The sequence below is a fragment of the Rhodoferax sp. LS1R11 genome (assembly GCF_056521395.1).
This window is the reverse complement of record NZ_JBWMAW010000003.1, coordinates 152,121-165,110: the sequence shown is the minus strand read 5'-3', so window position 1 is coordinate 165,110 and position 12,990 is coordinate 152,121. Positions and strand designations below refer to the sequence as shown.

Annotated in this window: 15 protein-coding genes; 6 read left to right on the top strand and 9 right to left on the bottom strand. The window is 60.2% G+C overall.

Annotation, left to right across the window (positions count from 1 at the left end; translation table 11 throughout):
• Window positions 1–13: 13 nt before the first annotated feature.
• From AC097N_RS05470 to AC097N_RS05445, 6 genes are all read right to left on the bottom strand, one after another.
• On the bottom strand, window positions 14–1,312 hold the full coding sequence (locus AC097N_RS05470) for a TRAP transporter large permease (protein WP_479579734.1): 1,299 nt from the start codon (window positions 1,310–1,312) through the stop codon (window positions 14–16).
• A 24-nt stretch (window positions 1,313–1,336) separates the two neighbouring features.
• The gene (locus tag AC097N_RS05465; protein ID WP_479579733.1) at window positions 1,337–1,816 is read right to left on the bottom strand and encodes a TRAP transporter small permease; all 480 of its coding nucleotides are present in this window, start codon (window positions 1,814–1,816) and stop codon (window positions 1,337–1,339) included.
• Between the two features lie 2 nt (window positions 1,817–1,818).
• Complete coding sequence (locus tag AC097N_RS05460) at window positions 1,819–2,823, bottom strand: sialic acid TRAP transporter substrate-binding protein SiaP (protein WP_479579732.1); 1,005 nt, start codon at window positions 2,821–2,823, stop codon at window positions 1,819–1,821.
• A gap of 21 nt (window positions 2,824–2,844) precedes the next feature.
• The gene (locus AC097N_RS05455; protein ID WP_479579731.1) at window positions 2,845–3,759 is read right to left on the bottom strand and encodes a dihydrodipicolinate synthase family protein; all 915 of its coding nucleotides are present in this window, start codon (window positions 3,757–3,759) and stop codon (window positions 2,845–2,847) included.
• Window positions 3,760–3,770: 11 nt separating this feature from the next.
• On the bottom strand, window positions 3,771–4,532 hold the full coding sequence (locus AC097N_RS05450) for a GntR family transcriptional regulator (RefSeq protein ID WP_479579730.1): 762 nt from the start codon (window positions 4,530–4,532) through the stop codon (window positions 3,771–3,773).
• An 89-nt stretch (window positions 4,533–4,621) separates the two neighbouring features.
• Window positions 4,622–5,587: an SDR family oxidoreductase gene (locus AC097N_RS05445; protein WP_479579729.1), complete on the bottom strand. Its 966-nt coding sequence runs from the start codon at window positions 5,585–5,587 to the stop codon at window positions 4,622–4,624.
• Between the two features lie 47 nt (window positions 5,588–5,634).
• Here AC097N_RS05445 and AC097N_RS05440 point away from each other — a divergent pair, with 47 nt between their 5' ends.
• The 3 genes from AC097N_RS05440 to AC097N_RS05430 all read left to right on the top strand — a co-directional run bounded on the left by AC097N_RS05440 (window position 5,635) and on the right by AC097N_RS05430 (window position 8,183).
• Complete coding sequence (locus AC097N_RS05440; protein ID WP_479579728.1) at window positions 5,635–6,699, top strand: CDP-6-deoxy-delta-3,4-glucoseen reductase; 1,065 nt, start codon at window positions 5,635–5,637, stop codon at window positions 6,697–6,699.
• 228 nt (window positions 6,700–6,927) lie between these two features.
• Window positions 6,928–7,473, top strand: coding sequence for a phasin family protein (locus AC097N_RS05435; RefSeq protein ID WP_479579727.1), 546 nt, complete (start codon window positions 6,928–6,930; stop codon window positions 7,471–7,473).
• Window positions 7,474–7,703: 230 nt separating this feature from the next.
• Entirely contained in the window at window positions 7,704–8,183 is a 480-nt protein-coding gene (locus AC097N_RS05430) for a phasin family protein (protein ID WP_479579726.1), read from the top strand.
• Between the two features lie 22 nt (window positions 8,184–8,205).
• Here the strand turns inward: AC097N_RS05430 and AC097N_RS05425 are convergent, their stop codons facing one another.
• Together AC097N_RS05425 and xdhC are read right to left on the bottom strand one after the other, a co-directional pair.
• On the bottom strand, window positions 8,206–9,447 hold the full coding sequence (locus AC097N_RS05425; protein WP_479579725.1) for a urate hydroxylase PuuD: 1,242 nt from the start codon (window positions 9,445–9,447) through the stop codon (window positions 8,206–8,208).
• A 22-nt stretch (window positions 9,448–9,469) separates the two neighbouring features.
• Window positions 9,470–10,285, bottom strand: a complete 816-nt coding sequence (gene xdhC / locus AC097N_RS05420) for a xanthine dehydrogenase accessory protein XdhC (protein WP_479579724.1) — start codon at window positions 10,283–10,285, stop codon at window positions 9,470–9,472.
• A gap of 138 nt (window positions 10,286–10,423) precedes the next feature.
• Here xdhC and AC097N_RS05415 point away from each other — a divergent pair, with 138 nt between their 5' ends.
• On the top strand, window positions 10,424–10,957 hold the full coding sequence (locus tag AC097N_RS05415) for a hypothetical protein (protein ID WP_479579723.1): 534 nt from the start codon (window positions 10,424–10,426) through the stop codon (window positions 10,955–10,957).
• 16 nt (window positions 10,958–10,973) lie between these two features.
• On the opposite strand, the gene uraH is transcribed toward AC097N_RS05415, so the two are convergent.
• Window positions 10,974–11,327, bottom strand: coding sequence for a hydroxyisourate hydrolase (gene uraH / locus AC097N_RS05410; RefSeq protein WP_479579722.1), 354 nt, complete (start codon window positions 11,325–11,327; stop codon window positions 10,974–10,976).
• A gap of 94 nt (window positions 11,328–11,421) precedes the next feature.
• On the opposite strand from uraH, the gene AC097N_RS05405 reads away from it, so the two are divergent.
• Window positions 11,422–12,045: a GntR family transcriptional regulator gene (locus AC097N_RS05405; protein ID WP_479579721.1), complete on the top strand. Its 624-nt coding sequence runs from the start codon at window positions 11,422–11,424 to the stop codon at window positions 12,043–12,045.
• A complete protein-coding gene (gene puuE, locus AC097N_RS05400; protein WP_479579720.1) occupies window positions 12,042–12,980 on the top strand; it encodes an allantoinase PuuE in 939 nt (312 codons plus the stop codon). Before AC097N_RS05405 ends, puuE begins: the two co-directional genes overlap by 4 nt.
• The last annotated feature ends 10 nt before the right edge of the window (window positions 12,981–12,990 follow it).

Genomic DNA, 12,990 nt, shown 5'->3' with positions numbered 1-12,990 from the left:
CCTGGCACACTCGTCAATGGGTGACGTAACCCATGGTCTGCGGCAACCACAACACAATTTGCGGGAACACCGTCATGGCCACCAGCAGCAGAAGCAGCATGACGAGAAACGGCCAGCCCTCCTGCATCATTTCACCAATGGGAATGCCGGTGAGCGCTTTGGTCACAAACAACAGCATGCCAAACGGCGGGTGGATCAGGCCGATCATCATATTGAGCACCACGAGCACCCCAAAGTGGACCAGATCAACGCCCAGCAATTTGGCGGCCGGCAACAGCATGGGCACAAACACCAGCAACAGCACCGACACATCCAGAAAACAGCCCAGCACCAGAAACATCACGTTCACCAGCAACAGAAACTTGAGTTGGGACAGGTGCATGCTGTCCACCCACAGGGCCATGGCCTGGGGCACCCCCTCTGCCGTAAAGGCATAGTTGAGCATGAAGGAGCCCGCCAGGATCATGGTGATCACGGCGCTGCCGCGGGTGGACTCCATCACCACCCCCCAGAAGGTGCGCCAGGTCAGTGCGCGGTAGACGACGCCCGCCAGAATAAGGGCGTGAAACGCCGCCACGGCAGCCGCCTCCGTCGGCGTGAAGGCCCCGGAGTAAATCCCGCCAAGCAACACAATCGGCATGGACAGCGGCAAGGCACCCCGAAACAAAATGGCAGGCCATTCATGCAGCGGAATCTTGGCCTCGCGCGGCATGTTGCGCTTGGTTGCAATGACGTGCACGACGATCATCATCAGGATGGCCATCAGGAAACCGGGCACTACACCGCCCAAAAACAAAGCCCCGACTGACGCACCCGAGACCAGGGCGTAGATCACCATCGGGATGGACGGCGGAATGATCGGGCCTAGCGTGGCGCTGGCGACCACCACCGCACCAGCAAAACCACGGGAGTATTCCGGCTTCTTGAGCATCTGGCGAATGGTGACCAGACCGGGGCCTGCCGCATCGGCGATGGCGCTGCCACTCATGCCCGAGAAAATGACACTGACCAGAATATCAACCTGTGCCAATCCACCGCGCATGCGACCCACCAGAATGCGGCAAAAATCAAAAATACGTTCACTGACCGTCCCGGCATTCATGATGTTGGCGGCAAATACAAACAGCGGTACCGCAAGCAGCACATAGCTGTTGTAGAGCCCGTTGCACACCTGCTCTGCCACCAACCCAATGTCCTGGTGCTTTGTCACGAGATAAGCGATGCCAGCGGCCAGCATGGAGAAGCCAATCGGCATGCGAAGCAGCATGCCGGTGACCAGCACGAGCGCAAGGACGGAAATTCCTGAATTCATTTGCAATGCCTTTGGGTGAAAAATTCAGAGACGCAATTCGGTCTCAAGACCCCGGCCACGCACGGCGTTCCAGATGGCCCAGGCACTGCGCACTACCAGGGCGGCCAGCAGCAGCACAAAGGGCAGGTAGACCCACATGAACGACAGGTTCAGCACGGGAGTGCCCTCACGCGCCATGAAATGCACATAGTCCCAACTGGCTGGCAAAGCCACCAGCGCCAATCCGCCAATCAGCAGGTTGCCCGTGATCTGCATGACCTGGCGGGCACGCCGGCCCAAGCTGTTCCAGACCAGATCGAACACCACATGCTCGCGCTCCGGCACGACCACTGCAGCGGCCCACAGAATGACCCACACGTAGAGAATCACCGCAGCTTCATCGGTCCACGGCAGGGGCTTGTTAAAGCCAAACCGCGCCGTGATCTGGACGATGAAGACGATGAACAGGGTCAGGAACAAGCCGCCGCCAATGGCATTGGCGGCTTTTTTGAGCAAGCTGCCCATGCTTACCGGGTCGCGTTGATGTTGTCCAGCAGGCCTTTGGGCCAGACCTTGGCGTAGTCAGAGTTCTGGTACGTTGCCTGCACCGACTTGCGGAAAGCCTCGACATCAGGCGTGGTGACCTGCAGACCTTCCTTTTTAAAGAACTCGACCAACTGCGATTCTTCCTTGATGCGGTTGTCGTTGTTGTAAGCCGCAGCGGCCTGCGCGGCAGCCGTGACCTTCACTTTTTGCGCCGCGGTCAGGGCACTGAAACTCTTGTTGGAGATGGCAATGAAAATGCCATCCACCAGATGGCTGGTCATCACGATCTGTTTGGTGACCTCATAGAACTTGGCCGCACGCACCGATGGCAATGGATTGTCCTGGCCGTCGATCGTGCCGGTTTTGAGACCCAGGTACACCTCGCCAAAAGCCAGTGGCGTGGCGGTGGCGCCCAAGGCTTCCCCCAGAAACAGCCACTCCCTGGAGCCCGGCATGCGCAGCTTGATGCCCTTGAGATCGGCCGGCGTCTTGACGTTGCGCACTTCACGCAAATTGACTTGACGTGTCCCCAGGTAAACGGTTGCCAGCGGGGTCACGTCCATTTTTTCAGACACGGTCTTGAACAACTCAGCGCCGATCGGGCCATTGAAAACTTTCTGTTGCTGCGCTGGATCGCGAATGACATAGCCAGCCGTGAACACCGAAAACTCCGGCACCAGCTTGGCAATATCAAAGGCTGAAATGGAGGTGAGTTCCAGATTGCCGCGTGCCATGGCCGCGGGCTCGGTGCCCTGCTTGAACAGCGAGGCATTCAGATTGATTTGCACATCAAACTCGCCCGGCGCGCTTTTCTCCAGCGAGTCCTTGAAAACGGTCCACATCTTGGCATGCCAGTCATCCGGCACGGCCGGAGTCGAAATGCGGAGCACCGTTTTGTTCTGGGCCAGGGCCGGTAGGCCCACGGCACCCAGGGCGGCGGCTGCGCCCAACAGGGTGCGTCGGCTCAGGGAATTTGTGTGTGTCATGGTGTTGTCTCCTGTCGTTTTTTAAATAGCGTTCAGCAATGCGCCAATCGCACGATAACCCGAGCGCACCGTCTGCGCCTCGGTGTTATCCAGCGGACTGAGTGGCGCCCGCACAGGCAGCCAGGCATCCTCTCCCGTCTGTTCCGCCAGCATGGTCTTGTAGACACCCACAAACGGCATGCCGGGCCGGATGCTCAGCAGCGCCAGCAAATCAGTCATCAATTTCTCGTCCGCCGCCGAGACGCTGGCACGCGAGTCCATCACACGGCGCATCAACCCGGGTGCAATGTTCGCCAGTCCGTTGATGGAGCCAGAACCGCCCTTCAGCATGACCGGCGCCACATGGGGCTCGGCGCCCACCAGGATGGAGAGCGACGGAAACGCAGCCACCAGCGCCAGCGAGTGCGCGAGATCGCCACTGCTGTCTTTGACGCCAACCACCTGCCCCGGGTGCCTGCGCACCAGCTCCACCAGGGCCGCGTGTGAAAAGCCGTAGGTGCTCATGGCGGGGAAGTGGTACATCAACAACTTCAAGCCATCACTGCCAATGCCGCTCACCACCTGTGAGACCGCCTCGACAACGCCGGCATCGCGCGGCTGGTTGAAGAAGAACGGAGGCATGAACATTTGCCGGTACACCCCCAGGTGCACGGCATGCCGGCCCAGTTCAATCGCGTCCCCCAAAGCCAGCGCGGTGATGGTCACGATCACCTGATCGGGTCGAATACCGCTGGCCAGCAGGGCATCCAGCAGGCCCTTGCGCTCATTGACCGTGAAGGCCGGGCCCTCCCCGGTCGTGCCAAACAGGGTCACGCCATCGCAGCCAGCGGCCAGCATTTTTTGGGCATGTGCGAGGGCTCGTGGCGTGTCCAGCGCGCCATCGGCGTCGACCGGCATCAACAGGGCTGGCCAGAGGCCATGAATAGCTGTGTTCAAGGGTACATCCTTCAGGTGGAGTGCGGGTTGGGGTTGGGAAGCCATTCGGTGCGGATCTGCTCCAGGGGCGCATTCAGCACCCGGTTTCGGGCACTGTTGATGTGCTGGTCCAGCAGGTTGACCGCGGCTTGCGCGTCGCGCTGGCGCAAGGCGGCAATGAAAAGCAGGTGCTCCTGCATGGCGGGAATCAGGCGGGCTGGCGTGATCACGCTTTGCTCCAGCTTGATCAGGCGCACCCGCAGGCTGTTGACACGGTAAATCTCTGACACGATGTCGTTGCCCAGCGCATCCACCATGCGGTCATGCAGCCCCCAGTCCACGGCTTGCGCATCGTCGAGCAAAGGGGTATCGGTGGCCAAATCAGCCTTTAGGGCGCTGGCCCGGACCAGAATGTGCTGGTGGGCGGCCACGATGGCATCCAGTTCGGCGTCACTGGCCACATGCACAAAATTCAGCACCGCTTCGCGCTCGATCATGGAGCGCACCTGAAACGCGTTGCGGATGAGTTTGAGATCCACATGGGCGATCTGCAAGCCCCGCTGGGGCACGGTTTTGATCAGGCCACCGGCCTCCAGGCGCGGAATCATCTCCCGCACCGCGCCCAGGGGCATGTCCAGCAACGTCATCAGCTCTCGTTGGGAAATGAATTGCCCCGCACGAATAGCGCCGTTGAGAATCTGCTGCGTGAAGCCCTGGTAGGCGCGCACCCGCTGGCTCACCGCCGGGCCATGGGCGGGTGCGTCGGAGCGCTTGCCAACGGGCAGGGTTGACATGGTTACGACCTGGGAAAAATGGAGTTGCACACTGACATGTCAGTCATGCTATCCGTGTCAATTCACGCCGTCATCCGGGTTTTCCCGCGTTATTTGATAAAGAGAGTGCGGGGGTTGGCGGGCAACAAACCGGTCGCCACCGTCGGGTAGCGCAAACGCAGCCCCAATTCGCATTTCAGGCGGGTGTTGTCCATGCGGCGCGACTCGCTCATGAAGCTCAGGAGCATCAAGGAGAGCTGCTCTTTGGCCGAGTCGCGCGCCACGCGGGGCGGACGCGGCAGGCCGTACAGGTCGGCAGCCAGATCAAAGTAATCGCCCATCTTCAGGCAGGTGTCGTCATTGACGTTGTAGAGACGCTGTGGTTTGGCATGCCACAAGGCTGCCACGCAGGCACGTGCCAGGTCGTCGGCATGAATGTGGTTGGTGTAGACGTCATCCGCTGGCGTCAGCACGGGTGTACGTTTGAGCAGGCGGGCATGCGGCGTGCCGCCTTCACGGTCTGGCGCGTAGATACCCGGAATGCGCAGGATGCTGCTGCGGACCTGCGCCGAGCGACCAAAGAAGCGGATGCTTGTTTCAGCATCAATTCGCCTTCTAGCCCTTGGTGTGTCTGCATGAGTAGCTCTTGTTTCAATAGCAATATCACCCTGGCAATCACCATACACACCGCTGGTGGAGCCATACACCAGGGCCAGGGGGTGGCTGCGCAGGCGCAGCGCCCGGGTCAGCGCACGCGTACGGGGATCACCCCAGCCTTCGCCCGGCGGCGGCGCGAGGTGCACCACACGGTGGCACAAGCCAGCCAGACGGCGCAACGAGGCCGGCTCGTCCAGATTGCCCCGCAATGGCGTGATGCCTCGCGCCCTGAGTTCGTCGGTGCGGCTGGCGGTTGAGGTCAAGGCCATCAGGCGCACCCGCCCCGAGAGCGCTTGCGCCACGCGCAGGCCCACTTCACCACAACCCACGATCAAGACACGCCCGCGCCGAAACCGTGCGGGCAATGCGCCGGGACGTGCGGCGTACAAGTGGGGATGGGGGCTTTGAATTGAAGGCAAAATCGGAGACCATTAAAAACGCAACAACGCCCAAGGATACAGACATCATGACCAGCAGCGACAACCCCGGCCAGGGGTTTCAGATCACCGTCACACCCAGCAACCGGGTCTTCACCAGCACACCGGGGGAAACCATTCTTGCCGCGGGCATTCGCCAGGGCGTCGGCATGCCTTATGGCTGCAAAGACGGCGCCTGCGGGTCCTGCAAATGCAAAAAGCTGGAGGGCACAGTGGTTCACGGGCCACACCAGAGCAAGGCCTTGAGCGTGGAAGAAGAAGCCAACGGCTTTGTGCTGACCTGCTGCGGCGTGGCGCACAGCGACGTGGTGCTGGAGTCGCGCCAGGTGACGCAGGCGGGCGCGTTTCCGATCAAGAAGATGCCGATCCGCATTGCCCTCATCGAGAAAAAGTCCCATGACGTCGTCATGGTCAAGCTGCAACTCCCGGCCAATGACGGCTTTGCCTACCATGCCGGGCAGTACGTGGAGTTCATCCTGCGCGACGGCGCACGGCGCAGCTATTCCATGGCCAACGCGCCTCACACGCTGGCCGCCTTTGGCGGTCTCGAGCTTCATATTCGCCACATGCCGGGCGGCAAGTTCACCGACCATGTGTTCAACGTGATGAAGGAAAAAGAGATCTTGCGCGTGGAAGGCCCGTACGGCAGCTTTTACCTGCGTGAAGACAGCGACAAGCCCATCATCCTGCTGGCCTCGGGCACGGGTTTTGCCCCCATCAAGGCGGTGATTGAGCACATGCAATTCAAGGGCATCACACGCCCGGCCACGCTGTACTGGGGAGGGCGTCGCCCGGCCGATTTGTACATGGACGCCTGGGTCAAGGCCAAGCTGACCGAGATGCCCAACCTGCGCTATGTGCCCGTGGTGTCAGACGCCTTGCCCGAAGACGCCTGGACGGGACGCACCGGCTTTGTGCACCAAGCCGTGCTGCAGGACCACGCCGACCTGTCGGGCTTTCAGGTCTATGCCTGTGGCGCGCCGATTGTGGTGGACTCGGCCCAGGCCGACTACACCGCCGCGGGCCTGCCTGCAGACGAGTTTTACGCCGACTCCTTCATCACCGAAGCCGACAAGGCGCACAGCGAAGTCTGAGCCAGCCCACTGCCCGCGCCTGCCTGACCTTTATTGGCGGCGGGGGCAACTTGACTTCAGACGTGAGCGGGCCTGGATAGAGCGTCGACTCTAATCAATGCTGCACCGCAGCAAATGGACTTGTATTCAATGTCCGGATTCCTATAATTTGAATCATGCTGCACTGCAACATAATCTTCCGGGAACGGCAGGTGTCAGGCAGCTGTTCATTTAACTCAGGAGCTTGAAATGACTTACACCGCTGAACAATTTGTCGCCACCCAAAAAACCAACGTCGAAGCACTGGAAGACTTGGCCGCCCGGGTTTTTTCCGGTTTCGAGAAACTGGTGGAACTTAACCTGGCCGCCGCCAAATCGACTGTGGAGGAATCATTTGGCCAGCTACAGGCCGCGCTGGACGCCAAAGACCCGCAGGAACTGACGGCTCTGCAAGCCGGCCTGCTCAAGCCACTGGCCGAAAAATCGGTGGCCTACGGCAAGCAGGTCTACGCGGTAGTGACCGACACCAGCGCCGAGTTGACCAAGGCTTTTGAAGCCAAGGCTGGCGAAGCAAAAGCCGCATTCAGTACCGCCGTGGAAAATCTGACCAAGAGTGCGCCCGCCGGTTCGGAAACTGCCGTGGCCGCTTTCAAGAGCGCAGTAGCGGCCGGTCAGAACATCATTGAAACGGCCCAGGGTACCGCGAAGAAGGCCGTGGAAATGGCCGAGGCGAACCTGGCCACCGCTTCTGACAACGTCGTGGACGTGACTGCAAAAGTGTCCAAAAAACGCTGATCGTCTTGTGCCGCACAGGATGGCGGAAAGAGCGGCACCTTCGGGTGCCTTTTTTATGCGCATCCAGGATGCCCGCCTGTCACGGAAAGTTCATGTTCGGTCGTTAAGCTGGTTCAACTCAAATTTATGCTGCCCTGCAACATGAATAGCCCCCTGCGGCTTGTATTGAGCAGGCCCGTGATTCGCATTAACCAGCAATTGACCAGCAATTGACCATCAAGGAAACTGACATGAACAACGCCATCGAACAATTCATCGCCACCAGCAAAGCCAGCCTCCAGGCCATTGAGGGCATGACAAACAACGCACACACCGGTATTGAAAAACTGGTCGAACTCAACATGACGGCTGGCAAGGCCGCCCTGGGCGAGTCCTTCAGCCACGTCCAGTCCGTTCTGGGCGCCAAAGACGCGCAGGAAATCATGTCCCTGCAATCGGGCCTGACCCAGCCTCTGGTCGAAAAATCAGCGGCCTATGTGCAACAGGTTCAAGCCATTGCCACCGGTGCGGGTACAGAATTTGCCAAGGCCGTGGAAGCCAACATGGCCGACGCGCAAAAGGCGTTCAGCGGTCTGGTTGAAACGTTTGCCAAAAACGCACCCGCAGGCGCCGAGTCCGCCATGGCCGCTTTCAAGAATGCGTTGACTTTGGGTCAAACCGCTGTCGAATCGGCCCAGACATCGGCCAAAAAAGCGACCAAAGCCGCCTGAAGCGGGAGTGAGTCAGGGCGCGTTACTCGGTCTTCGCCCCCGCCTCAAACCATTGCCCAATGAGCAGCCGTTCGGCATCGGTGATGCCGGTGGCGTTGTTCATGGGCATCACCTTGGTCACCACCACCTGCTGGTAAATATTTTGTGCGTGGGTCTTGACGCTTTGGGCCGAATCCAGGCGCACGTTCTTCATCTGCACTTGCTCGCCATGGCACAGGTAACAGCGCTGGGCCAGCACGGTTTGAACCGATTTATAGTCATTTTGGCCTGTAGCCCCCGCTGGCTGTTCGGGAGCAGCTATTGAATTAATAGCATCCACAGGGGTATTCACAGGCGTCTGTGGCTTGAGCCAGACAATCACCGCCACGATCACCAGCAGACCCGCCAACGCGTAGGGCAGCGGGTTGCCATTGCGACCCAGTTTGTAGCCATGGCGCATCACAAAAAACTGGCGAATCGACGCCCCGGCGAACATCATCAAAATCAACACCAGCCAGTTTTGCGGGTGGGTATAGGTGAAGCTGTAGTGCCCGCTGAGCATGGCAAACAGCACCGGCAGGGTGAAATAGGTGTTGTGCACGCTGCGTTGCTTGCCGCGCTTGCCGTGAATCGAGTCCACCGGTGTCCCCGCCTTGATGGAAGCCACGACCTTTTTCTGCCCCGGGATGATCCAGAAGAACACACTGGCACTCATGGTGGTGGCCAACATGGCGCCCACCAGCAAAAACGCCGCACGCCCGGCAAACCAGTGACACGCCAGCCACGAGGCCACACACACCAGCACCAGCACCAAGGCGCCCACGATCGCATCACCGTGCTTGCGCTGACCGAATACACGGCAAACCACGTCATACAAAATCCAGAACGCCACCAGAAATGACAGCGCCACCGCAATGGCCGTCGCGGGCGCCCAGTCCATGCGGGACTTGTCAATCAGGTAGGTACTGGCACTCCACAGGTAAGACACGGTGAACAGCGAAAAGCCCGACAGCCAGGTGCTATAGCTCTCCCAGTAAAACCAATGCAAATGCGAGGGCAAGCGGGGCGGCGACACCGCAAATTTCACCGGATGGTAGAAGCCACCGCCATGCACCGCCCACAGTTCCCCGCTAACGCCCTGTTGCTTCAGGTCGTCGTCCACAGGCGGTGTCAGGCTGCTGTCCAGAAACACAAAATAGAACGACGAGCCAATCCAGGCAATCGCGGTGATGACATGGACCCAGCGCAACAACAGGTTGGCCCAATCGAGGTAATAGCTTTCCATCCGTCTTGTCCTTTTTTAACCGTCAAGGCACTGGGGGTGCCGACAGTATTTGCAATAACTGTGCCGCCACGGCCACCGCAATCACCTCGGGCTCCTTGCCCGTGATCCCTGGCACGCCGACAGGACAGGTGACATGGGACAGTTCGTCGCCCGTGAAGCCGCGCGCTTCAAGTTGGTGGCGGAACGTGGCCCACTTGGTCTTGCTGCCGATCAGCCCCACGTAAGGCAAATCCCCCCGCAGACGCTGGCGCATGAGGCAGGCGATCACCACATCCAGATCTTCGGCATGGCTGAAGCTCATGATCAGCACCAGGGAGCCGCCCGCCAGGGTGTTGACCGCCGCCTGCACCGGGTCCGAGTGCTCGCAGACCACATTGGCGGGCAAGTCCGCCGGAAAAACCTCGTCACGGCTGTCAATCCAGGTCACCTGCAGCGGCAGGCGCGCCAAAACCTGCACCAACGCATGGCCGACATGGCCGCCCCCAAAAATCGCCACCGAATGCCCGCGGCGGGCCAGCCGAACGCGCAAGGAATCCCTGTCAACCGCACCAACGGGTTCGAATTTCAGCTGCACCTCGCCACCACAACACTGACCCAGGTTGGGCCCCAGGGCGTAGCGAAGCACGGGCCCACCCTGGCGACCCGACAACCTCTGCCGGGCTTCGGCCATGGACTGAAACTCAATGTGCCCGCCCCCCACCGTGCCAACGGCACCTTTGGCAAAAACAGCCATCCAGGCGCCTTTTTCGCGCGGCACAGACCCACGCGACGCATGGACCGTGACCAAAACCGCGTTTTCAGAGAGCAAACGTGCCAAAAAATTGTCAATTGAACTCACAAACCATTACCTCTTTCGGTCCAAATCAGGCCCACAAGGCCGAAAATATCGGGCACAGTACGGCCCTGAGTTTTTATTCACGTCCGCAGATCGCTGCAGCTCACTTGTCCAACGATACCCGCTCACCCCCTACGTGCCATGAACCAAGCCCCCTCCATTCGCCAAAAGCTGCTCACTGCAGCCACCGCCAGCGTCGCCGCGCTCATTGCGGGCTGCTCGTCCACCCCCCTGTCGCAGTCCCCGGCCGCGACACCGGAAGCCGCGGCGCCTGCGGATGCGCCAACACCCTATGCAGCAGCTCGCGTGCTGACACCTGATACGGTGAGCCCGGCTTCACGAGCCACCACGCCCAGGGACTACCGGCGCGATGCAGCCACCCACCTTTACGGAAAAAACAGCAACCGGATTTACCAAGGCAAGATGCCCCCGCTGCTTTATGCCATTGGCGTCCTGCAGGTGGACGTGGACAGCAAGGGCCGGGTCACCGGCACCAGTTGGATGCGCGCGCCGACCCATGCGCCTGAAGTAGTGGCCGAGATTGAACGCACGGTTCGCCAGGCCGCCCCATTTCCGGTTCCGGCCCGGCTTGGCAAGGTCACCTACACCGACACCTGGTTGTGGCATAAAAGCGGCCTGTTCCAACTCGACACACTGACCGAAGGTCAACTTTAGGCACATCGGCCGTGGCTCAGGAGCCGCGGTAAGTCGAATAGCTCCAGGGACTGACCAGCAGCGGCACGTGGTAATGCTGCTCAGGGTGGGCAATACCAAAATCAATGCTCACCCGGCCCAGAAAATTCGGCTCAGGCAGCACCACACCGCGCGCACCAAAATAGCGCGCCACGTCAAATACCAGCCGGTAGGTACCTGCTTGCAGGCTGTTGCTATCAAGCAAGAGCCCATCCGGATTGCGGCCGTCCTCATTGAGCACCAATTGTTTGATCAAGGTGGCGACCTCTCCCGCCGTGGCGTACAACGCCACCGGCATACCTGCCGCAGGTGTACCGTGCATGGTGTCCAAAACGTGTGTGCTCAAGCCCATGGCAGGTTCCTCAATTCAATAGCGGGTTGCATGATGGTACCGACGTGTTGCGCAAAGTGTATACACTTTTTGAGATTGCAGCTATCATGCCCGCATGGAGCCCTCTGCCACCAGTTTCATTGTTGACGCCCTGACCAACGCCATCGTGGCGCACCACCTGGCGCCTGGCACCAAGCTGTCGGAACAAAAACTGGCTGACCAGTTTGGGGTGTCGCGCACGCTGGTGCGCCAGGCTCTTTTCCAACTGTCTCAAAATCGCCTGATCCGTCTGGAGCCGGCCCGGGGGGCCTTCGTGTCCGCGCCCTCGGTGGACGAGGCGCGGCAGGTGTTTGCCGTGCGCCGCATGCTGGAGGCCGAAATGACGCGGGCCTTCACCAGGCAAGTCACACCGGCCATGGTCAAGGCGCTCAAAAGCCATGTCGCACAGGAAAAACGGGCGGTGCTGCGCGAAGACGTGCCCGGCCGGACCGAACTGCTGGGTGACTTTCATGTGCGCATGGCCCAACTCATGGGCAACGACGTGCTGGCACAAATGCTGCTGGACCTGATTTCACGCTGCTCACTCATTACCCTGATGTACCAAACGACCACGGCCGCAGCGCACTCCAATGAAGACCACGCCGCCATTGTGAAAGCACTGGCCGCGCGGGACGAAGAATTGGCCGTGAACCTGATGGACCAACACCTGCGCCAGGTCGAAGCCAACCTGAACCTATGAAAAACTACGACAGCACCCGCTCCTACCCTCGTGACCTGGTGGGCTACGGCCGCCAGCCACCGCATGCCCAATGGCCTTCGCAGGCGCGTGTGGCCGTGCAGTTTGTCCTGAACTACGAAGAAGGCGGTGAAAACAGCATCTTGCACGGCGACGCAGGCTCCGAGCAGTTTTTGTCCGAAATGTTCAACCCGCCCAGCTACCCCGAACGCCACCTGAGCATGGAGGGCATTTACGAATACGGCTCCCGCACGGGCGTCTGGCGCATTCTTCGGGAGTTTGAAAAACGGCAACTGCCCCTCACGGTCTTTGGTGTCAGCATGGCACTGGAGCGTCACCCCGACCTGACCCACGCTTTCAAAGACCTGGGCCACGAAATTGCCTGCCACGGCTGGCGCTGGCTGAACTACCAAAACGTGGACGAAGCCACCGAGCGGGCGCACATGGCCCGCGGCATGGACATCATCACCCGCATGACCGGTGAGCGCCCGCTGGGCTGGTACACCGGGCGGGACAGCCCCAACACGCGCCGGTTGGTGGCTGACTACGGCGGTTTTGAGTACGACAGCGACTATTACGGCGACGACCTGCCTTTCTGGATGAAGGTCAAAAAAACCGATGGACAGGTCGTACCGCAGTTGGTCGTTCCCTACACGCTGGATTGCAACGACATGCGCTTTGCCCTGCCACAAGGTTATTCACACGCCGACCCGTTTTTCCAATACCTCAAAGACACGTTTGACGTGCTGTACGCCGAAGGCAAGGACACCCCCGGCATGATGAGCATCGGCATGCACTGCCGATTGCTGGGCCGCCCAGGGCGCATCGCGGCACTGCAGCGTTTTCTGGACTACATCGAAAAACATGACCGGGTGTGGGTGTGCCGTCGTGTGGATATTGCACGGCACTGGAAGGCCACGCACCCCTACCAGGACTAGGCGACACATC

Bases quoted from the DNA above. Each gene is read 5' to 3' on its own strand.
- AC097N_RS05470 (WP_479579734.1), bottom strand. From the start codon at position 1,312: ATGAATTCAGGAATTTCCGTCCTTGCGCTCGTGCTGGTCACCGGCATG.
- AC097N_RS05465 (WP_479579733.1), bottom strand. From the start codon at position 1,816: ATGGGCAGCTTGCTCAAAAAAGCCGCCAATGCCATTGGCGGCGGCTTG.
- AC097N_RS05460 (WP_479579732.1), bottom strand. From the start codon at position 2,823: ATGACACACACAAATTCCCTGAGCCGACGCACCCTGTTGGGCGCAGCC.
- AC097N_RS05450 (WP_479579730.1), bottom strand. From the start codon at position 4,532: ATGTCAACCCTGCCCGTTGGCAAGCGCTCCGACGCACCCGCCCATGGC.
- AC097N_RS05440 (WP_479579728.1), top strand. From the start codon at position 5,635: ATGACCAGCAGCGACAACCCCGGCCAGGGGTTTCAGATCACCGTCACA.
- AC097N_RS05435 (WP_479579727.1), top strand. From the start codon at position 6,928: ATGACTTACACCGCTGAACAATTTGTCGCCACCCAAAAAACCAACGTC.
- AC097N_RS05430 (WP_479579726.1), top strand. From the start codon at position 7,704: ATGAACAACGCCATCGAACAATTCATCGCCACCAGCAAAGCCAGCCTC.
- AC097N_RS05425 (WP_479579725.1), bottom strand. From the start codon at position 9,447: ATGGAAAGCTATTACCTCGATTGGGCCAACCTGTTGTTGCGCTGGGTC.
- AC097N_RS05415 (WP_479579723.1), top strand. From the start codon at position 10,424: ATGAACCAAGCCCCCTCCATTCGCCAAAAGCTGCTCACTGCAGCCACC.
- uraH (WP_479579722.1), bottom strand. From the start codon at position 11,327: ATGGGCTTGAGCACACACGTTTTGGACACCATGCACGGTACACCTGCG.
- AC097N_RS05405 (WP_479579721.1), top strand. From the start codon at position 11,422: ATGGAGCCCTCTGCCACCAGTTTCATTGTTGACGCCCTGACCAACGCC.
- puuE (WP_479579720.1), top strand. From the start codon at position 12,042: ATGAAAAACTACGACAGCACCCGCTCCTACCCTCGTGACCTGGTGGGC.